This is a genomic window from Janthinobacterium sp. FW305-129, from assembly GCF_020858115.1.
Taxonomy (GTDB): Bacteria; Pseudomonadota; Gammaproteobacteria; order Burkholderiales; family Burkholderiaceae_D; genus Janthinobacterium.
Genome location: NZ_JACYMM010000009.1, coordinates 175004 through 200070, shown reverse-complemented (window position 1 = coordinate 200070; position 25067 = coordinate 175004). Strand labels below are relative to the sequence as shown.

The window sequence follows — 25067 nt, the reverse complement described above, 5'->3', positions numbered from 1 at the left end:
CTGATGTAAAACCCACTGGCCGGCCGGAGATATCCGGCCGGTTTTTTAACTGAATCCCCCATGCGCCTGATTACGCTCGCCCTGGCAGCCCTGCTGCTGCTGATCCAATTTCCCCTCTGGCTGGGTAAAGGCGGCTGGCTGCGCGTTGCCGACATGGAAGCCCAGGTGGCGGTGGCGAATAAAAAGAATATGGAATTGAAGGCGCGCAACGCCAAGCTCGAATCCGAAGTGCGCGACCTGAAAGATGGCACGGGCGCCGTCGAGGAGCGTGCCCGCTATGAGCTGGGCATGGTCAAACAGAATGAGATTTTCGTGCAGATCGTGCGCAAGGGACAAACCCCGCCACTGCTGGAAACACCGGTGGACGCTGCTGCGCCGCACTAAGAAAGACCACTTCCCACTAGCCAGCCTGGACCGATTGCCAGGCTGACATGTCACATTACTACCTTGTTACCTTGTACTGCTACGCACGACTGGCCGCATGGCGCGGCGCTGTGGGTATTGCCTGCTGCTTGCTGATCAGAAACGGGCCTTGCCGGTCGTGATCAGGTAAAAATGGATGCTGGTGACCACGACGGCGACAGCGATCAGTGCGGTTTCGAGAAATATCATAAAATTTCCTTTAAATTATTAGTGCTTGGTTAGCGCAAAAAACGTCCACGGCGAGGCGCAGGCAACGCGCCCTGGGCGTTTTTTTAGCCGCGCGAGGCCAGGAAGCGCAGCTCAGCTGCCAGGTTCGGCATCAGGTGCTCGTAGCGGTTCGCTTCCGAGTTCAGCAGGGCGAAATCGCGCTTGCTTGGGCGCACATAGCGCTCGTCATCGGCGCTGGTGGATGTGGTGGCGATGACTTCCTTCTGTGCCAGTTCGCTGTACGGCTTGGAAGCGAGCAGGGCGCCCAGGAAGGCGCGTGTGGCGCGGCCCAGGTTGCTGAAGTAGTTGTCGTTGTCGTTGCTGTAGGTGTTGGTAAAAGTGGACATATGCCCTCCATGAATGGTCTGTTGTTGCATTGCACAATAATGGAGATTGCGATATGCGTCCAATTTCAAATTCCAATTTCAGAAATTCAAGAAACGAATAATAAGGGCGTAGCCGCCGGCCACGCCCTGAAAAAGAATTTGTTACCAAATGTTTATCCGGCGGCGATGCGTCCCAAACCGGGATCGTCGCTGAAAAAGCCGTCCAGTCCCGTCTCGATGTAGCGCCGCATTTCCGCCACGGAACCGGCTTCGTTGCGCGCATTTTCTCCATTGCCGTCGCGGAAGTCGGCCGCCAGGAAACGGTTTTCCGGACGGAAGGTCCAGGTGTGCAACAGCAAGCCGGCCTGGTGCGCGTCGTCGACGATGGCGGTGGGCTTGGCCAGGCGCTGGTCGGCGCCCAGCGGGATGATGCCTCGCGTTGGCGGCGCCACCACGTCCGCATAGGCGGCAATGTCGCGCAGGCCGGCCGGCGTGGTCATTTGTCCAAACGTCAATTTTCCACCCGCCTTCACGACATCCATCGGGCGCATGTCGCCGCCCACCACCAGCTGCATCAGGCGCACGTTGGCGCGCCGTCCCAGCTTCTCGCGCAGGTACTTCAAATTGGCCACTTCGAAGGACTGGATTTCGATCGGCGCGCGGCGCGTGTACTCGTGCGCCAGCATGGTCGACAGGAAACGGTCTTCCAGCGCCAGGCCCGCATCGCGGAAATACGTGGAACTTTTCAGCTCCGGCACGAGGCCGATGATGCGGCCGCTGGCGGCTGATTGCGCTGCAACAAAATCGATGATTTCTTCCCACGTGGGGATCTGGAATTGGCCATCGTACAAGGTGTTGCCGGTGCGTACTTTCGGCAAGCGTTCGATGGCGCGCAGGGTCTTCAGTTCGGCCAGGGTGAAATCGTCGACGAACCAGCCTTCGTGCCATTCGCCGTCGACCATCTTCTTGCCGCGCCGGCTGGCAAACTCGGGCCGGCGCGCCACGTCGGTGGTGTCGATCAGGTTGTTTTCATGGCGCGCCACGAGGATGCCGTCGCGCGTGGCCACCAGGTCCGGTTCTACGTAGTCGGCGCCGTCGAGGATGGCCTTGGCGTACGACGCCAGGGTGTGTTCGGGGCGCAGGGCGCTGGCGCCCCGGTGGGCGAACACGAGCGGGCGGCCTGGCTTGGTTTCCAGCAGGCCGGCCGCAAAGCCGGGTGCGGCGGCCAGGGCCAGGCCGCCCACGGCCGCCTGGACGAAGCTGCGGCGCGAAAAGTGCCGTTGCGGCAGCACAGGGGCGAGATGCGGCGCGCGCATCAGAAGTCCGCCGTCAGGGTCAAAAAGCCCTGGCGCGGGGCGATGGGGAAGGTGTTATACGTCTTGTCGGCCGCGCCCACGACCACGTTCAGCGCACCTTCGCGGTTGGCCAGGTTGCTGACGTTCACGCGCCAGCGCGGATTCTTCAGCCAGCCGGCCATGGCCGGCAGCTTGCCCGACACGCCCAGGCCCATCAGGAAATAGCTGGGCACGGACAAATCGTTGGTGTACGTCGCGTAGCGCTTGCCCACATAGTCTCCCGTCAGTTGCACTTCGATATCGCCAAACGTAGCGGAAGCGACGAACTTGTTCAGCCACTCCGGCGAGCCGGGCACGTTCTTGCCCGCCGTCAGCACCAGCGCGGCGCCATTGTTGTAATTGTCCGCATACTGCGAGCGGTTGTACGACAGAGCATTGTAGAACGAGAAATTGTTGCCGAAGTGCACAGTACCCGCGATATCGATGCCGTCCGTGCGCACGCTGCCCACGTTGGCCAGCACGGGGTTGCCACCAATGATGGAGGAAATCACGGGCGTGGGGCTGATCTGCAGCAAACGGTTGCTGAAATCGACGTGGTATACATTGACCTGGCCATCGATGGCCGTGATGGCGCCCAGGTTCAATGGGTGGCTGCCGCGCACGCCCACTTCATAGGTGAGGGCCGTTTCCGGCTTGGCGTCGCGCTTGAACAAATCAAAAGCGGCCTGGCTCGACAAGCTCCATGGCGAGGCGCCGCCGCCGCCATAGGTGACGAACTGGCGCATGTTTTTCTGGATGTTGAAGTACAGCTGGTCTTGCGGCGTGAAGTCCCAGCGCGCGCCCACTTGCGGCAAGAACCATTTTTTCGTGTTGATGGTGCCGACGGGCAGGGCGGTCGAGCCGCCGGAAATGGCGCCCTTGGCCGGCTGCACGGGGAATTGGCCATCGGCAAACTGCAGGCTGGACTTGAAGCCGGCCTGCAGGGCGATATCGGGGCGGATGCGCCATTCATCCTGCAAGTGCAGCTGCACCACCTTGTTGTCGATCTCGCTGCCGTACTGCGTGATCAGAGGATTGCTGGGGCGGTCGTACGGCGAAGTGGGGTTGTTGACGTCGAGCGCATACCAGCGGCGGTAGGCGGATGAGCGGTTCTGTTCCAGCCACAGGCCCGCTTCCAGCTGGTGCTCGCCGATTTCCTTGCGCAAGGTGGAAAGGATGCCGCCGCGCTTGATGTCGTATTCCGTCGTGCGCACGGCGTAGCCCGAGTTGCCGAACACCTGTTTCAGGTTCTGTTTCGGGTAGTACACGCTGAACAGGCCCGGCAAGCCGGCCACGCCGATGGGGCCGGCGACCACGCCCGCGCCGTCATCCTTGTGGTAGTACACCTGGTTGGACCAGGTCATGCCTTCGGACAAGTTGGCGTCGAACTTGGCGTAGGCCAGGTAATCGGTGCGCTGCGCATCGCTGTAGTAATTGCGGTAATTGTTGCCGTCCGCAGCGGGCGTCGCGCCCGTGGGCGACAGGTAGTTCAGGGCCGCCTTGAAGTCCGGGTACAGGAAAGGGCGCGTGTAGGGCGAACTCGTTTCGCCCGCCACGTGCACGGTGCTGTCTTCGTTCGGCTCGATCTTGTCCGAGTAATTGAAGAACAGGGTCAGCTTGCCCGCTTCGCTGCGGTTGACGTATTTGGCGTTGAACTGGTCGCCGCCCTGGCGCGCATCGAAGTCCCAGGCCCGCGCTTCGTGGTGCAGGATGGAAAAATAGGCGCTGCTGCCGTCGCCGAAGGCGCCCGTGTCGTAGCGGGCAAACGTGCGCGAGGTACGGTGGCTGCCCACCGTCTGCTGCACGCTGGCGCCCTGCGTGGCCAGCGGGTCGCTGGAATACGTTTCGATGGTGCCGCCCAGGTTGCTGGTCGAGGCCGTTGCCAGGTCGCCCGCGCCCGAGGACAGCACGACGCTGCGCACGTTTTCGCTGATGACGGCGCGCTGCGGCGACAGACCGTTGTAGTTGCCGTATTGCTGGTCACCGAGCGGCACGCCATCCATGGTGTAGCCGAGTTGCTGGCCGGAAAAACCGTGCACGAACAGCGACAGGTTTTGCTCGTTGTTGCCCCATGGATCGGCCGTCTGGAAGCTGACGCCCGGCAAGGTTTGCAGGGCTTTCAGGGGATTCGTGCCGGGCAGGATTTTCTGGATTTCATTCTTGCTCAGGGCCACCGAAGAACGCGTCTTGCGCGAGGAAATCTCCACGGTGGCCATGGGAGCATTATCGTCGGCAGCCGGGGCGGCGGCCATCTCGGTGGTGGCCGCCGCCACGGCGGCCGCGACGGCCGTTTGCGCCAGCGCCGGCAAACTCAAGCCTGCGGCGCAGGCGCCCAGCAACACGTGGAAGGAATGGCGGCGCAGGGCCAGCGTCAAGTGGGTGGTCATCATCAGCCTGTGGAAAATATTGGAAGTAATACAAGCTGCGCAGCGTAACGGCGGCGCGTGACGGGCTGATGACGAACTGATGACGGGACGATGACAGTGGAAACAAAGGCGCCGCCTGAGGGGCGGCGCGGGGAATATTACAATTAGTTAATGCTTGCGGCGGGAGGGATCAGCACTTCGGCCGGCGCATCCGTGATGAACAGCTGCGCGCAATCGACCTTGTCGAATTCATAATGCTGGCCGCAGAAATCGCAATTTACGCCGACCTGGCCCACTTCTTCCAGGGTGCTGTTGACTTCTTCCTCGCCCAGCATCTTGAGCATATTGCCCACTTTTTCGCGCGTGCAGCTGCAATGGAAGCTCGGGTGCAGCGGGTCGAACACGCGGATCGTTTCTTCCCAGAACAAACGCTGCATCAGGGTATCGATGTCCGTCGACAGGATTTCCGCCTCTTTCAGGGTCGAGGCCAGCATCACGGCGCGGTTCCACGTGTCGAGTGCGTCTTCTTCCGAGACGGGCGTCGCTTCCGCCTTGCCGCCATGGTGCGGCAGCTTTTGCAGCAGCAGGCCGCGCGAGACGGTGTCGTCCGTGGCCAGCCACAGGCGCGTGTCGAGCTGTTCCGAACGCAACATGTAGTTTTCGATCACGGTGGCCATGTCGTCGCCGTCCAGCGGCACGATGCCCTGGTACGGTTGCTGGCCCGGCACCTTGTCGGCCGGATCCAGTGTGATGATGAAGCGGCCCTTGCCCGTGGCGTTGAGCAATTGCGGCACGGTGGCGACATCGGGGATGGCGGCGTCCGGGTCCAGCTTGGCCGTGGCGCGCAGGCGCAGGTCGGAATCGCACTCGACCACCATCAGGCGCACGGGACCGTCACCGTGGATTTGCATGATGATGGAACCGTTGAATTTCAGGTTGGCCGACAGCAGGGCGGCGGCGGCCACCATTTCGCCCAGCACTTTTTTCACGGCCGTCGGGTAGGCGTGGCGCGACACCACTTCCTGCCAGGTGGTCGATACGTCGATGAACTGGCCGCGCACGGCGGCGTTGTCGAAAATAAACTTTTGCAGGGTATCCTGGCCGGTGGCGGCTGCGCTGACGGCGCCCGTGGTTTCAGTCGTCATTCTTTTATCCAATCTTCTTGAGTTGCGTATTAAATAGCTGGCCGCGTTGCACATAGTTCACGGCGTTGCCTTGTAGCCTGGTGATATCGTCTGCCGTCAGGGCCCGCACGGCTTTCGCCGGTGAGCCGAGGATCAGCATATTGTCGGGAAATTCCTTGCCTTCCGTGACCAGCGCGCCCGCGCCGACCAGGCAGCCTTTGCCGATCTTCGCGCCGTTCAGGATCACGGCCTGGATGCCGACCAGGGCGCCATCGCCGATCGTGCATCCATGCAACATTGCCTGGTGGCCGATGGTCACGTTCTCGCCGATGTCCAGCGGGTAGCCCGGGTCCGTATGCAGCACGGCGCCTTCCTGCACATTGCTGTTGGCGCCCACGCTGATGCGTTCATTGTCGCCGCGAATCGTGGCGCCGAACCATACGGAACTGTTGGCGCCCAGGGTCACCTTGCCGATCACGTTGGCCGTGTCGGCAACAAAAGCGGAAGCATCAATCTGCGGCGCATCGGCGCCCAATTGGTAGAGTGTCATCGTCAGCCTGTGGCGGTGGTGGAAGCGCCGGGCACGGCCGGACGCGGAAATGTACGCTATTTTACGCTGTTGCAGGACAAGTCCTGCCGCCGACCGCCAATCCGGTATAATTATCGAACGGTCGTACTTTTATGTGCGCACTATCTACAGACACAGCATGTGGCGCCATCCGCGCCACTTTCAAGGCAGGCAATCAGATGAAACCCATGAAACTTTCCCGTTCCGAATTCATCAACATCCGCGGCGCCCGCACGCACGTGCGCCACTGGGGCCGTGTAGGCGCGCCCATCCTGTTCATGGTGCACGGCTGGATGGACGTGGCGGCCTCGTTCCAGTTCGTCGTCGACGAACTGGAGGGCGACTGGCACGTGATCGCCCCCGACTGGCGCGGTTTTGGCTTGAGCGACTATACGCAATCGGACACCTACTGGTTCCCCGACTATCTGGCCGACCTGGACGCCATGCTGCTGCACTATTCGCCGGACGCGCCCGTTAACCTGCTCGGCCACAGCATGGGCGCCAACGTGGCCGGTCTGTACGCGGGCGTGCGCCCCGAGCGCATCAGCCGTTTTATCAACCTGGAAGGCTTCGGCATGATGGCAACGAAGCCGGAGCAGGCGCCTGGCCGCTACGCCAAGTGGCTAGCTGAATTGCGCGAGCCGCCCGTCATGCGCAGCTATCCGAGTCAACAGGCCGTGGCCGAGCGCCTGCAAAAGACCAATCCGCGCCTGCCGGACGAGCGCGCGGCCTTCCTGGCGGAACACTGGTCGGCGCAGAACGAGGCGGGCGAGTGGGACATCATGGGCGACCCGCGGCACAAGCGCGTCAATCCCATCCTGTACCAGGTGGAAGAAGTGATGGCGTGCTGGCGCCGCATCACGGCGCCCGTGCTGTGGGTGGAGGCCGATGGCACGAATATGTGGCAGTGGATGGGGCCAAAGGAAGAAGCGCGCATTGAAATCGACCGGCGTTTGGCCTGCATCAAGGATGTGCGTTGCGAGATGATGCTGGACGCGGGCCATATGCTGCATCATGATCAGCCGGCAGAGTTGGCGCGGCTGGTGGAAGCCTTTTTGGCCTGATGTGTGTCTGGAACGCTGCAGCGCGATTTGACAAGCAGCGTACAATGAAAACTTCTTCCATGCTGAGCCCGTGCAGGGTATTGTTTTCACATGCTTAAAGTTGACCTGCATTGTCATTCGAATATCTCCGACGGCGTGCTGTCACCTGCCGCCGTGGCTGCGCACGCCCGCAAGGCGGGCGTCGATGTGTGGGCGCTGACGGACCACGATGAAGTCTCGGGCGTCGCCGCCGCGCGCGCGGCCGCGCTGGACCTGGGCATGCGCTTCGTGGCCGGCGTGGAAATTTCCATTACCTGGGCCGGCGAAACCGTGCACATCGTCGGCTTGCAAGTCGATGAAAACAATCCGGGCCTCGTGCAGGGCTTGCACCAGACACGCTCGGGGCGCGACGCGCGTGGCCGGGAAATCGCCCGCCAGCTGGACCTGGCCGGCATCCCCGACGCCTATGAAGGGGCCTTGAAATTCGTCGGCAACCCGGATCTGATGTCGCGCACGCACTTTGCCCGCTACATCGTGGAAATGGGGAAATGCGCGAACATCCCCGACGTGTTCAAGAAATACCTGTCGGAAGGCAAGCCAGGCTACGTCGAGCACCGCTGGGCCACCCTGGCCGAGGCCGTGGGCTGGATACGCGGCGCGGGCGGCGTGGCCGTCATCGCCCATCCGGGCCGCTACCGCTTCAGCGACATGGCGCAAGGCGTGCTGTTCGATGAATTCAAGCAACTCGGCGGCGTGGCCATCGAAGTCGTCACGGGCAGCCACAGTCCGGACCAGTATCCGGAATACGCGCAACTGGCCAATGCCTACGGCTTCCTTGCCTCGCGCGGCACGGATTTCCATGCGCCGGGCGAATCGCGCGTGGATTTTGCCATGCTGCCGCCTTTACCATCGAATGTCACGCCCATCTGGCACGACTGGTTCTAGGGCGCGGCTGGCCTGCGCCTGCCATGCGGGCTTGAAAATGCGCCTGTCCGTACTTATCTTTTCGTTATTCTTGTCATGCATAGTCATCTGGAGCCATCGCCCATGAAACGTATCGTCCTTTTTATCGCAACCAACCTGGCCGTGATGCTGGTGCTGTCGCTCGTCCTCAGCTTGTTGGGCGTGGGCAATCCGGCGCGGGGCAGCACCTTGAACCTGGGCAGCCTGCTGGTGTTTTCGCTGGTGGTGGGTTTTACAGGGTCGATTTTTTCCCTGTTGATCAGCAAGCCGATGGCCAAGTGGAGCACGGGTGCGCGCGTGATCGACAACCCGACTTCGTCGACGGAATTGTGGCTGGTCAATACCGTGCGCGCCCTGTCCGAGCGGGCCGGCATCGGCATGCCGGAAGTGGCCGTGTACGAAGGCGACGCGAATGCGTTTGCCACGGGCGCTTTTAAAAATTCGGCGCTGGTGGCCGTCTCCACCGGCTTGCTGCAAAGCATGAACCGCGATGAAGTCGAAGCCGTGCTGGGCCACGAGATTGCCCACGTGGCCAATGGCGACATGGTCACCTTAACCCTGATTCAGGGCGTGGTGAATACCTTCGTCGTCTTCATGGCCCGCGTCGTGGGTTTCTTTGTCGATAATGTATTGCTGAAAAATAACAACCGCGAAGGCGGCGGACGCGGCATCGGTTACTTTGTGACCGTGATGGTGTGCGAAGTGATCTTCGGCTTGCTCGCTTCCATCATCGTCGCCTGGTTCTCGCGCCAGCGCGAATTCCGCGCCGATGCCGGTTCCGCCAAGCTGCTGGGCAGCCCCACGCCGATGATGCATGCGCTGGCCCGCCTCGGCGGCGTGCCGCCGGGCGAGCTGCCGCAATCGATGCAGGCGCTGGGCATCAGCGGCGGCAATGGCGGCTGGGGCGCGCTGTTCGCCACGCATCCGCCGATCGAACAACGCATCGCCGCGCTGCGCGGCGTACAATAATGCTAACTTAACAAGCTGGTTCGCCAGAACGCTGACACATGAGTCAATTTTTCCAGATTCACCCTGACAATCCGCAATTGCGCCTGATCAAGCAGGCGGCGCAAATCATCCAGTCCGGCGGCGTCGTGGCCTTGCCCACGGATTCCTGCTACGCGCTGGTGTGCCAGCTCGACGACAAGGGTGCCGTCGAGCGCCTGCGCCGCATCCGCGGCGTGGATGAAAAGCACCATCTGACCCTGCTGTGCCGCGACTTGAGCGAGCTGGGCGTGTACGCCCGGGTCGACAACCGCCAATTCCGCCTGCTCAAGGCGGCCACGCCGGGCGCCTATACCTTCATCCTGGAAGCGACGCGGGAAGTGCCGCGCCGCCTCAGCCATCCTTCGCGCAAGACCATCGGCCTGCGCGTGCCGCAGCACCGCATCGTGCAATGCCTGCTGGAAGAGCTGGGCCAGCCGCTGCTGGGCGCGACATTGACCCTGCCCGGCGACGAAGAGAGCCTGACGGACGCCGACACCATCCGCGAACGGCTGGAAAAGCTGGTCGACCTGATCATCGACGGCGGCGTCTGCGCGCATGGCCCCAGCACCGTGATCGACCTGACGGGAGCGGAACCGGAAGTGGTGCGCGTGGGGCGGGGCGACCCGGCCGTGCTGGGCTTGTAGCGGGGCTTTGCGGGGCCGTTCTGGCGCCGCTCTTCACCTGTTCTTAATGACAACGTAAGAAAGAGCCTGGATCGGCTCTGGTAGAATCGCAGTCATGAGCGATTTCAATACGATAGTCCAGACCGTTGCGGTGTACCTGGTGCCGGTGCTGTTTGCCATTTCCCTGCATGAGGCGGCGCACGGCTACGCCGCCCGCTATTTCGGCGACCCCACGGCTTCGAACGAGGGCAGGCTGAGCCTCAATCCCATCCGGCATATCGATCCTTTCGGCACGATATTGCTGCCCTTGATGCTGTATTTCACGATTCAGGTGCCGTTCGGCTATGCCAAGCCGGTGCCCGTCGATTTCAGCCGCCTGCGCAATCCGAAAAAGCAGATGGCCTGGGTGGCGTTTGCCGGTCCCGGCGCCAATTTCGTCATGGGCCTGGGCTGGATGATCGCCTTTGTCGTGCTCAGCGTGTTGCCGCCGACGGAAATGGGCATGTTTTTCCGCAAGATGGCGGGCGCGGGCGTCAGCGTCAACGCGGCCATGTTCGTCTTTAACCTGATTCCCGTGCCGCCGCTCGATGGCGGACGCATCATGACGGGCTTGCTGCCGATGCAGCTGGCGCGCCCGTACGCCAGCATCGAGCGCTACAGCCTGTACGTGTTCGGCGCCCTGGTGCTGCTGATGTACACGGGCATCCTGAACCGCGCCTTGCTGGCGGCGATCGAATTTGTCATCGGCATGTTTGTCACCCTGGTCACGCCCCTGACGGCCCTGTTGACTTGAAACAAGCAACTGGATGGTCGCACATAAATGATGGAAGTACCGATGCAAGTAACTGAACCAATATTAGAAACCGAAGCGATTTCCGGCTGGCTGCGCCGCTGGGCGCCCCTGATCCCGGGCGGCGAAGTGCTGGACCTGGCGTGCGGCGCCGGCCGCCACGCGCGCCACCTGGTGAGCCTGGGCCACCCCGTGATCGCGCTCGACCATGATCCGGAAATGCTGGAAAAGGCGGCCGGCACGGGCATCACCACTTCGCTGGTGGACCTGGAAGCGCCGGGCGCCGTGTGGCCCTTCGCTCCCGGCCGCTTTGCCGGCATCGTCGTCACCAATTATCTGCACCGGCCCCTGCTGGAAGCGATGGTGGCCAGCCTGGCGCCCGATGGCGTGTTGCTGTATGAAACGTTTGCCGAGGGTAATGAGCAGTTCGGCAAGCCGTCGAATCCGAAATTCCTGTTGAAGGAAGGCGAAATGCTGACCTGGGCGGTGCAGCACGGCTTGCGTGTGGTAGCGTATGAGGATGGGCGCGTGGAACAGCCAAAAGCTGCTCTGGTGCAACGAATTTGCGCCGTCCGGCCGGATTTTCCACGGTTGGCAGCCCTGCTGCCGACGTTTTGAGCGGCCATACTATGTCAGAATGCACCACAGGCGCGGGCTATCCGCTACAATCGTTGTTTTATTTATCGGCGCTATAAACTTACTATGATCAAGGGCAGCATTGTAGCAATCGTCACCCCGATGCACGCAGACGGCAGTCTGGACTTTCCAGGTCTGCGCAAGCTGATCGACTGGCATATCGCCGAGGGTACGGACGGCATCGTCATCGTTGGCACGACGGGCGAATCGGCAACAGTCAGCGTGGAAGAACACTGCGAACTGATCCAATTGACCGTCGAACATGCCAAGGGACGCATTCCTATCATCGCCGGTGCCGGAGGCAACTCCACGGCCGAGGCCATCAAACTGACGCGTTACGCGAAAGAAGCGGGCGCCGATGCTGTCTTGCAAGTCGTGCCGTACTACAACCGTCCTACCCAGGAAGGCATGTACCAGCACTTCAAGGCCATCGCCGAAGCCGTCGACATTCCCGTCATCCTGTACAACGTGCCTGGCCGCACGGTTGCCGACATGAGCAACGAGACCATCGTGCGCCTGTCCGCCATCCCGAATATTGTCGGCGTGAAAGATGCGACCGGCAATATCGGCCGCGGCATCGACCTGCTGCGCCTCGTGCCGGCCGACTTCGCCGTGTACTCGGGCGACGATCCGACGGCCATGGCGCTGATGTTCTGCGGCGGCCACGGCAATATCTCCGTGACGGCCAACGTCGCGCCGCGCGCCATGCACGAACTGTGCGTCGCGGCCATGGCGGGCGAGCGCGCCACGGCGATTGCCATCAATAACAAAGTTTTCCCTCTGCACCAGAAATTGTTTGTCGAGCCCAATCCGGTGCCCGTCAAATGGGCGATGGCCGAAATGGGCCTGATGCCTGCCGGCATACGCTTGCCACTGGTGCCGCTGGCTGAAAATTGCCATGCCACCGTGCGCGATGCCTTGCGCGACGCCGGCATCCTGTCTTAAGCCGAACTTCAAGCCCGGACTTGACCAGTCCGGACCTTCCCTGATTCCAGCTGCTACTTAGCTTCTTATCCAGTTACGACATGACTAATTGCAAGAAAACCAAACCGGCGCCTGCCACCATCGCCGTCCGCGGCATCGTCATCGGCGCCGTCGCAGCCAGCCTCGCGGGCTGCGGCATGATCAGTTCGGTAGTCGGCGGCGACAAGGTCGACTACAAGTCGGTCAAGAAAGCCAGCACCCTGGACGTGCCGCCTGACCTGACGCAATTGCAGCAGGATAACCGTTACTCCCTGCCGGATTCGAAAAACGGCGTGGCGACGGCTTCCGGCTACAACGCGCAGCGCAACGCCACGGCCGGTACCCCCGTCATCGTGGGCGCCGACGGCGTGGTGGGTGTCGTGCCGGTCACGGCGGGTAGCGTGAAGGTCGAGCGCGCGGGCAACCAGCGCTGGCTGGTCGTCAAGCAGTCGCCTGAAGTGCTGTGGCCGCAACTCAAGCAGTTCTGGGAAGATTCGGGCTTTACCATCGCCATCGACCAGCCCACGGCTGGCATCTTGGAAACCGAGTGGAACGAAAACCGCGCCAAGTTGCCGCAAGACTTTATCCGCAACACCATCGGCAAGGCCTTCGACTCGCTGTACTCGACGGGCGAGAAAGACAAGTTCCGCACCCGCGTGGAGCGCCTGGCCGACGGTTCGACCGAGATCTACATCAGCCACCGTGGCGTGGAAGAGGTCGTCACGGGCCGCGACAAGGAAACCACCACCTGGACCGCTCGCCCGAACGATCCGGGCCTGGAAGCGCAATTCCTGGCCAAGCTGATGACGCGCCTGGGCGCGGCCAGCGACGAAGCGCAGGCGAAGACGGCTGTCGACGCCGCCATCGTGCAGCCGCAGCACGCCAAGCTGGTGGGCGACGCCGCCACGCCGGCGCGCGCCATCGAAGTCGATGAAGGTTTCGACCGCGCCTGGCGCCGTGTCGGCCTGGCGCTGGACCGCGTCGGCTTCACCGTGGAAGACCGCGACCGCACGCAAGGCACGTATTTCGTGCGTTACGTGGATCCGGACGCGGTCAAGAAAGATGGTTTCTTCTCGAAATTGTTCAGCTGGGGTTCGTCGTCCGCCGACAAGGACAAGGAAGCGCAGCGCTACCGCGTCCTGGTCAAGGCGGGCAATGGTTCGACCAGCCTGGTCAGCATCCTCGGCAACGAAGGCCAGCCGGCGACCTCGCCAGTGGCCGAGAAGATTCTGGGCTTGCTGAACGAGCAGTTGAAATAAGCGCTATCGACGCGGCAGGCATCAGAACCTGCCGCATCTTAATAAAAAGGCTGGCCCGGGAAACCGGTCCAGCCTTTTTAATTGCCCGCGTCCCGCATTTTATCCTGCGGATAAAACACCGGACGTAAAAAAGCCGGCCCGAAGGCCGGCTTTCTTTCCTGCGGGGTGCTAAATTACTTAGCAGCCGATGCAGCAGCCGAAGCAGCCGAAGCAGCGTCGGTAGCGGCCGAAGCGGCAGCGGTTGCAGCAGCAGCAGCGTCGGTAGCGGCCGAAGCAGCAGCGTCAGCAGCAGCAGCTGGAGCAGCTTCAACTACTGGTGCTGGTGCTGGGGTTTCTACTACTGGTGCTGGTGCAGGAGCTTCTTCTTTTTTGCTGCAAGCAGCCAGAGCAACAACCATCAGGGAGGCGATCAGCAGGGATTTTTTCATTTGTTTTCCTTAATTATTTCAAAAAATAAATCAATATTGTTGCGATGAATAATTACCGGTAATTATCGCTCGTTAGGTCGTCTTCGAAGGCTTTTCGTACCAGGTGGTGCCTGCCAGACAACGGAAACTTCCTAACCGAATATTATAGCGATTTTTGGTGCGTCGCAATAGGAGCAAGAGGCAAATTCGCAACTATTTTGTGATATCGCAATATTTGCCGAAGCAAATTGCAAGCAAGTGTAAGCGATTTGCGAAAGCGCGACAAAACGATATAAAAATAATATGTTTCATTGCGCTGGCGCAGATGCTGCTATTTTACCTACTGTAATACCACTTTGCTACGACACCCTCATTCAAGCCAGTTCGATCCAGCCATCCTGATACCAGGTATATAAGGCATCCATCACATCATCGGAAGCTTGCGCCACGGCCGCGCCATCGAGGGCACGTTCGTTGGCCAGGGTTTCCAGTGCCGTTTTATCGGCCTTGCCTATGGCAAACGATTCGCCATTAATGAAGACATTCTTGCCACGATACAGCATCAGGGTCTTGCGCGACAACACGACACCCTTCTTCTGTGCGGCGTCGGCGAAGCGGCCCACCGTCAGCGGCTTGGACAGCGGCGTGAAAAACACGTTGTGCTTCGGTTCCGACAGGTGTTCGCCGAGGAAAATGGTCACGTCTTCTTCCGTGAAGCGCACCTTGTTCATTTCTTCCGTGATGGTGCTGAGCATGTCGCGGGGGATTTCCGCCGGCTTGCCCGAGGCTTTCAGGTCCGGATCGCTGTAAATGCCCGGCAAGTCGATCGAGTCGGCCATGAATTGCAGGAAGGCTTCGCCCAGTTCCTGGAACGTGGGCGAGCGGAAACCGATCGAATACGTCTGGCAGTCGCCGATGGCTACGCCGTCGTGCGCGTAGTGGGGAGGCAAATACAGCATGTCGCCCGGCTCCAGCGTGAATTCTTCGTCCGGCGTGAAGTTGCTGAGGATTTTCAGCGGCAAGCCGTCGATCAGGCTCAGGTCCTTCTGCGCGCCGATGCGCCAGTGGCGCTTGCCCTGGCCTTGCAGCAGGAACACGTCGTAGGAATCGAAATGCGGGCCCACGCCGCCGCCGTCGGTGGCGAAGCTGACCATCAGGTCGTCCAGGCGCGCGTCCGGCAGGAAACGGAACTGGCGCAGCAGGGCGTCGGCCTTGGCGCTGTGCAGGTTGGCGCCCTGCACCAGCAGGGTCCATTCCTTCTGTTTCAGCGAAGGCAGGCTGGTCAACGGACCTTGCTGCATGTTCCAGTGGCCATCCGCATGGCTGACCAGGCGCGATTCGACGTGGTCGAGGGTGGCCAGCTCGGCCAGGGCCTTGATATCGAACAGCGCCTTGAAGCCAGGTACGGCTTGACGGATCAACAAGGGTTTTTTATGCCAGTAGTCGCGCAGGAATTGCGCCGGCGTAATATCGCCGAGGAGAGTTAATTTTTTCATGCGCCCATTATAACAACCGGAAATGCAGGAATGCGCCTGTCGTTGGCGGCGTGAAGGTATAATTTGCCAGCTTATACAATGAAAGGAAGCATAATGAAGATTGCCAAAAATACGGTCGTGACTGTCAACTACAAACTGTCAGACGCGCAAGACAATCTGATCGAAGACGGCCGTCAGCCGATGGTCTACCTGCACGGTGATTATGAAAACACCCTGCCGAAGATCGAAGAAGAGCTCGACGGCAAGGAAGTTGGCTATTCCAACACGATCCAGATCGAACCGGACGATGCTTTCGGTGAATACGACCCAGCCCTGGTCAAGGTCGAGCCGCGCAATCGCCTGCCTGAGCCGCTGGAAGTGGGCATGCAGTTCGAAGGCATGCCGGAAAGCGATTCGGCGGACGAAGAAGCGATGATCTTCACGGTCACCGATATCGCCGACGACAAAGTCGTGCTGGACGGCAACCATCCACTGGCCGGCATCGCGCTGCGCTTCTCGCTGACCGTCGCTGACGTGCGCGCAGCCACCGACGAAGAAATCGCCCATGGCCACGTGCATGGCGCACACGGCCATGACCATGGCGATGAAGATGATGAAGGCGAAGAGGGCGATCACTTCCGCACGCATCCGATCCACTAATACCGCTTGTGCCAGGCCGGCTCTATGCCGGCCTGTTCATTTGTGCCGCTGTTATTAACGGCGTAGCGTCGACGCCTTGGCCCGCGCTTGCGCCGATGGCCGCGTGGCACGTTGACGTACCTCAAAGAATGGCGTCTTGCCGGGCCGTACGGCGATGGCGGACCAGTCGTTGTCGATGCTGACGTGGCCCAGGTTGCCTTTCCAGCGGATTATCGGCCCGCCAGCCTTGGCTACGGCCTTTTTGTTCTTGCCTTCCTTGCCGTCCGCGTCGCCATTGCGCTGCGTATCGACCAACAAGACCTTGCCGCTGAATTTCTTTGCCAGCGTGCGGATCTGCTTGCGCGGGCCCGCAAAGCCATCCTGCTTCGAGCTGAAGCTGGGCAGCAGCGAATTGTCGTCTTCGTCCAGCGCACCCACGTCGCCGTCGGAAAACAGCACGATACCGTCGAGTTTCTTGCGCTGCGCCATGGCGAACAATCGCTGCAGCCAGGAACGGTTGGCCACCAGGCGGTCTTCGAACTCGCTGTTGCGTCCCGCTTCCGGCAGGAAATGGTTGTTATTTGCGGGCAGGTTGACGGTGGCAAACAGCACGCCGCCGTATTCCCAGTGGGCATTTTCTGCGTAGCTGCGGAACTTCGCCGTCGATGACAGCCGCGACAGGGTCAGCTTGCGCTGGCCCAGGCTCTGGTCGTCGGCGAAATACACGTCGCGCAGGCGGTTCAGGCGTTCGATGGCATTGATGCGGCCGCGCGAATTGCGGCAGTTGGCCCAGTCGCTGGCCGACAGCGAGACGATCAGCGGCGGCCCGCTGGCGTCGAGCACATCCTTGCGCTGGCTGTACAGCTTGTCGCTGCACGATTCGCTGGCCGCCTTGATGCCCGTGGCCACCACGAAAGAGGCATTGAAGGCGCTCGTTTCCGCGATGGCTTTTTTCAGGGGGCCATCGTCGGGCCCCGCGTTGAAGGAATGGCCCAGCACGGCAAACTCGAAGCCGGCCTGGTCGCCCGGGGCGGCCAGCGCCGCTTGCCATGGCAGGCTGGCAGCCAGCAAGCTGGCGGCCAGCAGGCGTATCGTGCCGCGCCGGATCGTCATGCGGCGGCCAGCCGTTTCAACTGATACAGCTGCTCCAGCGCATCGCGCGGCGTGAGCGCATCGGGATCGAGGTCGGCGATGGCGTCGAGCAAGGCTTGCTGCGCTTCATTGAGCGCGGCCAGCGGCGCCGCCGCTGCCTCTTCTTCCTCTTGCGCATACGGATCGGCGGCCGGGGCGGCGAACAGGTCGCGCTGCGGCGTGGCGTCGAGCGCCTGCGCTTCCAGGCGCGCCAGGTGCTTGCGCGCGGCCTTGATCACGGGTTGCGGCACGCCGGCCAGCTGCGCCACCTGCAAGCCGTAGCTTTGCGAGGCGGGACCGGCTTGCACGGCGTGCAGGAAGACGATGCTGTCCTTGTGTTCGACGGCGGACAAATGCACGTTGGCGGCGCTCGGATGACTGTCCGGCAATTGCGTCAGCTCAAAGTAGTGTGTGGCAAACAGGGTGAAACTACGGCTGGTGTCGATCAGATGGCGCGCGATGGCCCACGCCAGGGCCAGGCCGTCGAAGGTCGAGGTGCCGCGGCCCACTTCATCCATGAGCACCAGCGAGTGTTCGGTGGCGCCGTTCAAAATCGCGGCCGATTCCGTCATTTCGACCATGAAGGTCGAGCGTCCGCCCGCCAGGTCGTCGGTGGCGCCGATGCGCGTGAAGATGCGGTCGATGGGGCCGATGGTGGCGGACGCGGCCGGCACGTAGCTGCCCACGTAGGCCAGCAGGGTGATCAATGCCACCTGGCGCATGAAGGTCGATTTACCGCCCATGTTCGGGCCGGTAATCAAGAGCAGCCGGCGCTCGTTGACGAGGCGGCAATCGTTGGCGATGAAGCGCTCGATCTGCTTTTCCACCACGGGGTGGCGGCCTTCGACGATGTTGATGCACGGCTCGTCGACCAGTTGCGGAGCGGCCCAGTTGTGCTGCTGCGCGTGTTCCGTCAGCGCATTCAGGGTGTCGAGCTGGGCCAGGCCTTGCGAGATCGTCTGCAAGGTGCCGATGTGCGGCGCCAGCTCGGCCAGCAGCAGGTCGTACAGCATCTTTTCGCGCACGAGGGCCTTGTCTTGCGCCGACAGGGCCTTGTCTTCGAACACCTTGAGTTCCGGCGTGATGTAGCGTTCGGCGTTTTTCAGGGTCTGGCGGCGGCGGTAGTCGTCCGGCACCTTGTCCGTCTGGCCGTGCGTGACTTCAATATAGAAGCCGTGCACCTTGTTGTATTCGACGCGCAGGTTGGCGATGCCCGTGCGTGCCCGTTCGCGCGTTTCCAGGTCGAGCAGGAACTGGCCCGCGTTTTCCGACAGCGCGCGCAGTTCGTCCAGTTCGGCGTCGAAGCCGGTGGCAAACACGCCGCCGTCGCGCACCATGGCGGCCGGTTCCTGCGCCACGGCGCGCACCAGCAAGTCCAGGCAGGCCGTCGGCGTGGCCAGGGCTGCGTGGATGGCGGCCAGCAAGCCCGTTTCGCCACCCTGGCCAGGGCCATAACAACGGACCACGTCGCCGCGCAGGGCCGGCAGTTGTAATAAACCGTCGCGCAGGGCGGCCAGGTCGCGCGGACGCGCCGACAGCAGGGCGATGCGCGTGGTGATGCGTTCGATGTCGGGCACTTGCGCCAGGGTGGCGGCGAGCGGACCGGCCGCTTCGCTTTGCGCCAGCGCGGCGATGGCTTCATGGCGCGCGCGGGCCACGTTCTGGTCGCGCCGCGCATGGTGCAGCCAGTGGCGCAGCATGCGCGAACCCATGGCCGTGCGGCAATGATCCAGCAGGGAAAATAATGTCGGCGATTCCTGGCCGCGGATGGTTTCCGTCAATTCCAGGTTGCGGCGCGTGGCCGCATCCAGGCCGATGAATTCGCTTTCCGTTTCCGTCGTCAAGGAGCGCACGTGCTGCAAGCCCCGTCCCTGCGTCGATTGCGCATAGCGCAGCAGGGCGCCGGCCGCGCCGAACGCGGCGCCGAGGCCATCGGCGCCAAAGCCCGTCAGGGTCGCCACGCCCAATTGATCCAGCAGGGCCTTGTGGCCGCCCACCACGTCGAAATGCCAGTCCGGCACGCGGTTGATGTGCGTGCCCGCGTAGTCGTCGAACAGGTTGCCGTTGTCGCCGCTGAGAATTTCCGCCGGCACGATGCGTTCCAGTTCCTGCTGCAGGCGCGCCGCCACGGTGCTGCTGTCGCCGGAAAACTCCATCAGCTTCAGGGCGCCGCTGGCCAGCGACAGCCAGGCCAGGCCCGTCGTGACCGTCTTGCGTTGCGTGATGCTGCACATGGCCAGCAGCGGGCGCTCGGCCTTTTCGGGCAGCAAGTCCGCATCCGTCAGGGTGCCCGGCGTGACGACGCGCATGACCTTGCGCTCGACCGGCCCCTTGCTGGTGGCAGGGTCGCCGATCTGTTCACAAATGGCCACCGACTCGCCCAGCTTGACCAGCTTGGCCAGATAGCCATCGAGCGAATGAAACGGCACGCCGCACATTTTAATCGGGTTGCCGCTGGCCACGCCGCGCGCCGTCAGGGTAATGCCCAGCAGGCGCGAGGCTTTTTCCGCATCCTCGAAAAACAGCTCGTAGAAATCGCCCATGCGGTAGAACACCAACATCGTGGGATGGTTTTCCTTAATGCCAAGATATTGTTGCATCATTGGCGTAAGCTTTTCAGCGGAATTCTTCTTTGCCGCGGCGGCGTTGATTTCTTTTGGGACGGTGGTCATGTGTTCTTTGTCGTTGGTCCGGCGGCAGGAAAAGGCATGCCTGCCGGGCTGTGGGTGGTGCTGTGTGCGTGCCAGGCCGCGCCAGGGGGCGGAGCTTGGGTTCAAGGCCGTCATTTTACCGCTTTCGGCGGACGGGGCGGCGTATTGCGTGCGGATGTGAAAAAGCCGCGCGGATGGAGGTCGGCACGGCTTGGATATATTGTTGATCATTGCGCCGGTAGCCTGCTTCTTGGCCTCGGTTATACCTGTTTTATAGGTTTGAAGGAAAGGCCTAATGTACTGGCTATTAGGTGCCGCAGTTGTCTGCCTCAGGCTTCCTAAGCAAGATATCCAGTTGTTCAACCTAGATTAATAGAGGAATGCATCGGCCTTAGTCGGCGACTGTGCCGGTTAGGTATCAACCTTCCCACCCACGGATGCTTCAGGGTCAAAACTGAAGACGCGCAATTCCGGCAGGTCTTGTTCGCCGCGAATGATGCGCACGGTCAATACAAACGAGAGTTCCCAACGGCCCTTGCTCTGGCCGACATCAAGATTGTGCTTCCATTCCTGGCGGATGCGGCGCAGATCGGGCAGGGCTGGATCAGGCGGTAATACATGGGATTCAAAATCCAGAGGCACCTGATACGTGGCGCCGGCGGCTTGCAGGAAAGGCGACGGCAGCGAATAGCGAGTGGGTACATCGGGGCCGATCTGGGTCAGCTGAGGTACGCTGATGAGGCAGCAATCGACGATCTGGAAGGATGTGAAACCACTGTCTTTGCTGCCACAGCAATTGACTTCCAGATAGACGTGTTGGCCTTGCTGGAAGTGCACGCCACCCATGTAAGGGCCGTGGCGCGGGTCGGCGCTGCCGTCGCAGGAAGTAAATGCATAGTCGAGCTGGTTGGTGATTTGGTCTGCATCAAAATGCACGGATAACTTCATCCAGGGGCTTACAGGCGTCATTTTTTATTGTCTCTTTCCAGGTTGATGATAAATTGTTGGTAGCGAGCATCTCGCCGTAGTGTCAACAGGTCGGGTGCCGATTCGATCAGATTGAGAGGGTAGCCGTGCTCCATCGCTTGTTTTAAAGCCGCCAGCGCTTCGTTGCGCCGGCCTATCAGCTCATAGGTCAGCGCTGCCCTGAAATGGATGTCTGGCAAAGTGGGCGCAAGTACAACCGCTCGCGCTACATGCTTCAGCGCATCGTCTTGCGAGCCCGCGTAGGCTGAATACAATGCCAGCCGTGAGTTGACCTTGGGGTCGTCCGGAGAGTGTTGCAGCATGACTTTAATCAGCTTGATGGCACGATGGTAGGAATCGTGTGACAAATCAATTTGGCCGGGAACCCAGCGTTGGGCATCTCCTAGGTTCGCCCATAGCAGGTAGTTACCCGGATTACCCTTGTTTTCCGAGACGGCATTCTTAAACGCCTGGACTGCCCCCAGATAGTCGCCCCTGTTAAATAGGGCGTTGCCCAGGTTGGTATACAGTTCCCAGTCGGGATGCACCTGCAATCCTTGTTGCAGAACTTGCAGGGCTTCATCACTGCGATTCAAACGGTCTAGTGTAGCGCTGAGCTGGGCATAGGCATCGGCCAGGTGCGGAGCCATCTGTATGTATTGACGGAAGAATTTTTCAGCGTCATGGTAATCGCCCTGGTTGTAGTGCATTTTTCCCAGCAACGAAATGAAAGGGAGATCGCGGGGATATAGGGTGACGGCCTTGTCAAGCACTTCCCGGGCTTGGTCAAATTTCTGTGCTTGGATGAGCAGACGTGCCTTGCCGTACATGCCCAGTGGGTTGTTCGGCTCAAGGTTCAGTGCCGCGGTGATTTCCTGCATCGCTTGCTGACGTTTACCATGGTATTCAAGAGCCCAGGCTTGCGCCACATGGGCAAGCGCCAGTTGATCGTCGGTTGCCAGTGCTTGTTTCGCTGCAATATCCGCGCGTTGCAACCATGTTTCATCACGGTTGGTACCCAGATAGCGCAATGTGAAAACCAGTGACAGGCCGGCATTTGCCGCCGCATGCTCTGGATTGTGTTTGAGTATGGTGCTGAAATGTTCAATAGCCTGTTTCTGGTTGTTATCTTGATCGAACGCGCGTAATGCCGCCATCCCCGCCGCCATGCTGGCCATTTCCGAATACGGCGCCGGCGCTTTTTCGCCGGTGACGAACGATTTGACGGCAGGAACGATGTTGGGCAGCTGCCATCCCGCCAGCACGGCCAGCAGGGCCACGCCCGCGCCCCATTTCAGCGTGCGCTTGCGGGGCAGGGGCAGGCGGATGGAGACGCTGGCGGGTGGTTCTTCCTTCGCGGGCGTATCGTCGGCAAGGGATGCAGCCACGGTGACAGCTTCCCCGCGCTGCGCCCCTATCGCCTCGCGCACGTCGCGCATGGTGCGTGGCCGTTCGGCCGGGTCGTGCGCCGTCATCGCGCGCACGAGGGCGTTGATGGCGGGCGGCACCGTATCCGGCAGGTCGGGCCACGGCTCCGTTGCCTGCATGTGGGCGGCGGCCAGGGCCAGGCCGTTCAGGTGGGCAAAGTGGCGCTGGCCGGCCAGCATTTCGTACAGCATGGCGCCCAAGGCATACACGTCGCCGCGCGTGTCGGGCAGGCGGCCCATCAGGCGCTCGGGCGCCATGTAGGCGATGGTGCCCTGCAAGTCGCACAGGGTGGTCGTTTGCGTCGCTTGCGGGTCGATGTGGCGCGCCAGGCCGAAGTCGAGGATGCGCACCTTGCCATCCGCTTCCAGCATCAGGTTCGACGGTTTCAGGTCGCCGTGCACGAGGTCCATGGCGTGCGCTTCGTCCATGGCGTCGGCGATCTGGTAGGCGATGTCGAGCGCCGCCTGCAAGTCAGCCTTGCCGCCGTGCATGAATTGCCCCAGGGTCTGGCCTTCGACCAGTTCCATGACGATGGACTGGCTCGTGCCCTGGCCCTCGATGGCGAAAATGCGCACGAAGGCCGCATGCTTGAGCGAGGCGGCCAGGCGCGCTTCATTGATGAGTTTTTCGGGATGCAGCACGTCGGCTTGCGGCTTCAGGCGCTTGAGCGCCACGCTACGACACAGCTTGGCATCCCACGCTTCGAATACATGGCCGAAACCGCCTTCGCCCAGCAAGCGGCGCACTTCGTAGTGCCCGCTGATCGTGTCGTCTTGCGGCGGGGTCTGACGCAGGGAGTCGAGCAGTTCCATATACCTTGGCTTCAGAGTGCATCAGCGTGGACGTCAAGCATCGAGAGGGTCAATGCGATGTTTGAATGCCCAAGATGATTGATTTTGAGTAACATCCTGATTTAAAACGATTGTTTAGAATAAGTCAATTAATATTGGCAAGGAGTGAACAAAAGTTGCTGCCGGATGGCGATTGCTATTTTTGCGCCCGGCATGCCGGCCATGTGCGCGAACGCAATGACGAATGTTTCGTAGCACCCGATAATGCCAACGGGAGAGGCACCGCATGGACCGGTGCCGCGTTGTGTGCCGGACAAGGATAGGAGTCATTATGCGTGGCGTGATCCGCTTGAACGACCCCACCAGCCACGGCGGCAAGGTGGTGGGCGCGGCGCCGGACAGCACGGTGCTGGGCGTGGCCGTGGCGCGCAAGGGCGACCCTTGCGTGTGCCCGGTCAAGGGCCACGTGCGCTGCGTGATCGCCGAGGGCGATCCGCAGGTGCTGATCGATGGCGTGCCCGTGGCGTTTGATGGGCACAAGACCAGCTGCGGCGCCAGCCTGATGTCCACCGTGGGCAGCAGCGGGCGGCCTTAGCCGATGCAAGCGTCGATGGACGCGCCCAGCTTGTCGACGATTTCCTCGACGTGGCTGGCGTCGATGATGTAGGGCGGCGCCAGCAGGATGTGGTCGCCGTGCAGGCCGTTGATAGTGCCGCCCATGGGGTAGCACATCAGCCCATTTTGCATGGCTTGCGCCTTGATGCGCGCGTGCAGACGGCGGGCCGGGTCGAACGGCTGCTTGCTGGCGCGGTCCTGCACCAGTTCCAGGCCCAGGAACAGGCCGCGGCCGCGGATGTCGCCCACGTGCGGGTGCTCGCCAAAGCGCTGGCGCAGCCGCTCCTGCAGCAAGCGGCCCATGGCGCGCACGTTGGCCAATAAATCGCGCTCCTCGATCTGCTGCTGCACGGCCAGGGCGGCGGCGCACGCGGTGGCATGGCCGATATATGTGTGGCCGTGCTGGAAGAAGCCCGTGCCAGCGCGGATGGTTTCGCGGATATCCTGGGATACCATCACGGCGCCGATGGGCTGGTAGCCGGCGCCCAGGCCCTTGGCGATGCAGATCAGGTCGGCCGTGACGCCTTCCTGCTCGCAGGCGAACAGGCTGCCCGTGCGCCCCATGCCGCACATGACTTCGTCGAGTATCAGCAGGATGCCGTGGCGCTGGCAGATGGCGCGCATGCGCGCAAAATAGCCGGCGACGGCGGGCAGGGCGCCGGCCGTGGCGCCGACGACGGGTTCGGCGATGAAGGCCATGACGTTCTCCGCGCCCAGCTCGGCGATATGGTCTTCCAGTTCCTGTCCCAGGCGCGCCACGTAGTCGGCATCCGTTTCATGCGCCTGCTGCTCGCGCCACGCGTAGCAGGGCGACACGTGGGTCACGCCAATGAGCAGCGGCTCGAACTGCTGGCGGCGCCAGGCGTTGCCGCCCGTGGCCAGCGCGCCCAGGGTGTTGCCGTGATAGCTCTGGCGGCGCGCGATGACGTGGCGGCGCTGCGGCTGGCCCCGCTCGACGAAATACTGGCGCGCCAGCTTGAGCGCGCTTTCCACCGCTTCCGAGCCGCCCGAGACGAAATACACGCTGTCGATGCCGGCTGGCGCGCGGGCGACGAGGAAATCGGCTAACTGCTCCATCGGCTCGCTGGTGAAAAACGAACTGTGCGCGTATGCCATCGTGGCAATCTGCCGCTGCACGGCGGAAATCACGGCCGTATCCGAATGGCCGAGGCAAGAGACGGCGGCGCCGCCGCAGGCATCCAGGTAGCGCTTGCCGTTCGCATCGATCAGGTAAGGGCCGTCGCCGCCCATCGCGACAGGATAGTTGGCGGTCAGGCTGCGGTGGAAGACATGGCTCATGGCATCGCTTTCTTATCGGCAAGGGGGAATGGCCGATTATAGGATGCGCTGCG

23 protein-coding genes are annotated in these 25067 nt (G+C 61.8%); 11 read left to right on the top strand and 12 right to left on the bottom strand.

Features of this window, described 5'->3' with window-relative positions:
• Positions 1 to 60: 60 nt before the first annotated feature.
• Positions 61 to 384, top strand: a complete 324-nt coding sequence (ftsB, locus tag IGS61_RS19400) for a cell division protein FtsB (protein ID WP_035821182.1) — start codon at positions 61 to 63, stop codon at positions 382 to 384.
• Positions 385 to 695: 311 nt separating this feature from the next.
• Here ftsB and IGS61_RS19395 read toward each other — a convergent pair whose 3' ends face one another.
• The 5 genes from IGS61_RS19395 to IGS61_RS19375 all read right to left on the bottom strand — a co-directional run bounded on the left by IGS61_RS19395 (position 696) and on the right by IGS61_RS19375 (position 6330).
• Positions 696 to 977, bottom strand: coding sequence for a hypothetical protein (locus tag IGS61_RS19395; protein WP_230541167.1), 282 nt, complete (start codon positions 975 to 977; stop codon positions 696 to 698).
• Positions 978 to 1129: 152 nt separating this feature from the next.
• Complete coding sequence (locus IGS61_RS19390) at positions 1130 to 2272, bottom strand: glycerophosphodiester phosphodiesterase (protein WP_230541166.1); 1143 nt, start codon at positions 2270 to 2272, stop codon at positions 1130 to 1132.
• The gene (locus tag IGS61_RS19385) at positions 2272 to 4680 is read right to left on the bottom strand and encodes a TonB-dependent receptor (protein ID WP_230541165.1); all 2409 of its coding nucleotides are present in this window, start codon (positions 4678 to 4680) and stop codon (positions 2272 to 2274) included. Before IGS61_RS19385 ends, IGS61_RS19390 begins: the two co-directional genes overlap by 1 nt.
• A 140-nt stretch (positions 4681 to 4820) precedes the next feature.
• Entirely contained in the window at positions 4821 to 5801 is a 981-nt protein-coding gene (gene hslO / locus IGS61_RS19380; RefSeq protein WP_070291788.1) for an Hsp33 family molecular chaperone HslO, read from the bottom strand.
• A gap of 4 nt (positions 5802 to 5805) precedes the next feature.
• Complete coding sequence (locus IGS61_RS19375; RefSeq protein WP_230541164.1) at positions 5806 to 6330, bottom strand: gamma carbonic anhydrase family protein; 525 nt, start codon at positions 6328 to 6330, stop codon at positions 5806 to 5808.
• Positions 6331 to 6536: 206 nt separating this feature from the next.
• On the opposite strand from IGS61_RS19375, the gene IGS61_RS19370 reads away from it, so the two are divergent.
• From IGS61_RS19370 to bamC, 8 genes are all read left to right on the top strand, one after another.
• Positions 6537 to 7412, top strand: a complete 876-nt coding sequence (locus IGS61_RS19370; RefSeq protein WP_230541163.1) for an alpha/beta fold hydrolase — start codon at positions 6537 to 6539, stop codon at positions 7410 to 7412.
• Between the two features lie 90 nt (positions 7413 to 7502).
• On the top strand, positions 7503 to 8336 hold the full coding sequence (locus tag IGS61_RS19365) for a 3',5'-nucleoside bisphosphate phosphatase (protein ID WP_230541162.1): 834 nt from the start codon (positions 7503 to 7505) through the stop codon (positions 8334 to 8336).
• 102 nt (positions 8337 to 8438) lie between these two features.
• Positions 8439 to 9323 (top strand): protease HtpX, encoded by an 885-nt coding sequence (htpX, locus tag IGS61_RS19360; RefSeq protein ID WP_070303511.1) that lies wholly within the window; start codon positions 8439 to 8441, stop codon positions 9321 to 9323.
• Positions 9324 to 9361: 38 nt separating this feature from the next.
• Complete coding sequence (locus IGS61_RS19355) at positions 9362 to 9985, top strand: L-threonylcarbamoyladenylate synthase (RefSeq protein ID WP_230541161.1); 624 nt, start codon at positions 9362 to 9364, stop codon at positions 9983 to 9985.
• Positions 9986 to 10079: 94 nt separating this feature from the next.
• Complete coding sequence (locus tag IGS61_RS19350) at positions 10080 to 10757, top strand: site-2 protease family protein (RefSeq protein ID WP_077407640.1); 678 nt, start codon at positions 10080 to 10082, stop codon at positions 10755 to 10757.
• A 42-nt stretch (positions 10758 to 10799) separates the two neighbouring features.
• Positions 10800 to 11372, top strand: a complete 573-nt coding sequence (locus IGS61_RS19345) for a class I SAM-dependent methyltransferase (RefSeq protein WP_099666949.1) — start codon at positions 10800 to 10802, stop codon at positions 11370 to 11372.
• Positions 11373 to 11456: 84 nt separating this feature from the next.
• Positions 11457 to 12335 carry a 4-hydroxy-tetrahydrodipicolinate synthase gene (dapA, locus tag IGS61_RS19340; protein WP_034750679.1) on the top strand — a complete coding sequence of 293 codons (879 nt, stop codon included), beginning with the start codon at positions 11457 to 11459 and terminating at the stop codon, positions 12333 to 12335.
• Between the two features lie 80 nt (positions 12336 to 12415).
• Positions 12416 to 13612, top strand: coding sequence for an outer membrane protein assembly factor BamC (bamC, locus tag IGS61_RS19335; protein ID WP_230541160.1), 1197 nt, complete (start codon positions 12416 to 12418; stop codon positions 13610 to 13612).
• 173 nt (positions 13613 to 13785) lie between these two features.
• Here bamC and IGS61_RS19330 read toward each other — a convergent pair whose 3' ends face one another.
• Positions 13786 to 14040 carry a hypothetical protein gene (locus IGS61_RS19330; RefSeq protein ID WP_131687525.1) on the bottom strand — a complete coding sequence of 85 codons (255 nt, stop codon included), beginning with the start codon at positions 14038 to 14040 and terminating at the stop codon, positions 13786 to 13788.
• Between the two features lie 353 nt (positions 14041 to 14393).
• A complete protein-coding gene (locus IGS61_RS19325) occupies positions 14394 to 15515 on the bottom strand; it encodes a cupin domain-containing protein (RefSeq protein WP_230541159.1) in 1122 nt (373 codons plus the stop codon).
• A 93-nt stretch (positions 15516 to 15608) separates the two neighbouring features.
• Here IGS61_RS19325 and IGS61_RS19320 point away from each other — a divergent pair, with 93 nt between their 5' ends.
• Positions 15609 to 16154, top strand: coding sequence for an FKBP-type peptidyl-prolyl cis-trans isomerase (locus IGS61_RS19320; protein WP_230541158.1), 546 nt, complete (start codon positions 15609 to 15611; stop codon positions 16152 to 16154).
• A 54-nt stretch (positions 16155 to 16208) separates the two neighbouring features.
• On the opposite strand, the gene IGS61_RS19315 is transcribed toward IGS61_RS19320, so the two are convergent.
• The 4 genes from IGS61_RS19315 to IGS61_RS19300 form a co-directional block, all read right to left on the bottom strand.
• On the bottom strand, positions 16209 to 17246 hold the full coding sequence (locus tag IGS61_RS19315; protein ID WP_230541157.1) for a hypothetical protein: 1038 nt from the start codon (positions 17244 to 17246) through the stop codon (positions 16209 to 16211).
• Complete coding sequence (gene mutS / locus IGS61_RS19310; RefSeq protein WP_230541156.1) at positions 17243 to 19936, bottom strand: DNA mismatch repair protein MutS; 2694 nt, start codon at positions 19934 to 19936, stop codon at positions 17243 to 17245. Before mutS ends, IGS61_RS19315 begins: the two co-directional genes overlap by 4 nt.
• A 390-nt stretch (positions 19937 to 20326) precedes the next feature.
• The gene (locus IGS61_RS19305) at positions 20327 to 20884 is read right to left on the bottom strand and encodes a hypothetical protein (RefSeq protein WP_230541155.1); all 558 of its coding nucleotides are present in this window, start codon (positions 20882 to 20884) and stop codon (positions 20327 to 20329) included.
• Positions 20881 to 23121, bottom strand: a complete 2241-nt coding sequence (locus tag IGS61_RS19300) for a serine/threonine-protein kinase (RefSeq protein ID WP_268993950.1) — start codon at positions 23119 to 23121, stop codon at positions 20881 to 20883. Before IGS61_RS19300 ends, IGS61_RS19305 begins: the two co-directional genes overlap by 4 nt.
• Positions 23122 to 23431: 310 nt before the next feature.
• On the opposite strand from IGS61_RS19300, the gene IGS61_RS19295 reads away from it, so the two are divergent.
• Positions 23432 to 23695: a PAAR domain-containing protein gene (locus tag IGS61_RS19295; protein ID WP_230541153.1), complete on the top strand. Its 264-nt coding sequence runs from the start codon at positions 23432 to 23434 to the stop codon at positions 23693 to 23695.
• Here IGS61_RS19295 and IGS61_RS19290 read toward each other — a convergent pair.
• Complete coding sequence (locus IGS61_RS19290) at positions 23692 to 25014, bottom strand: aspartate aminotransferase family protein (RefSeq protein WP_230541152.1); 1323 nt, start codon at positions 25012 to 25014, stop codon at positions 23692 to 23694. The genes IGS61_RS19295 and IGS61_RS19290 overlap by 4 nt on opposite strands.
• Between the last annotated feature and the right edge of the window lie 53 nt (positions 25015 to 25067).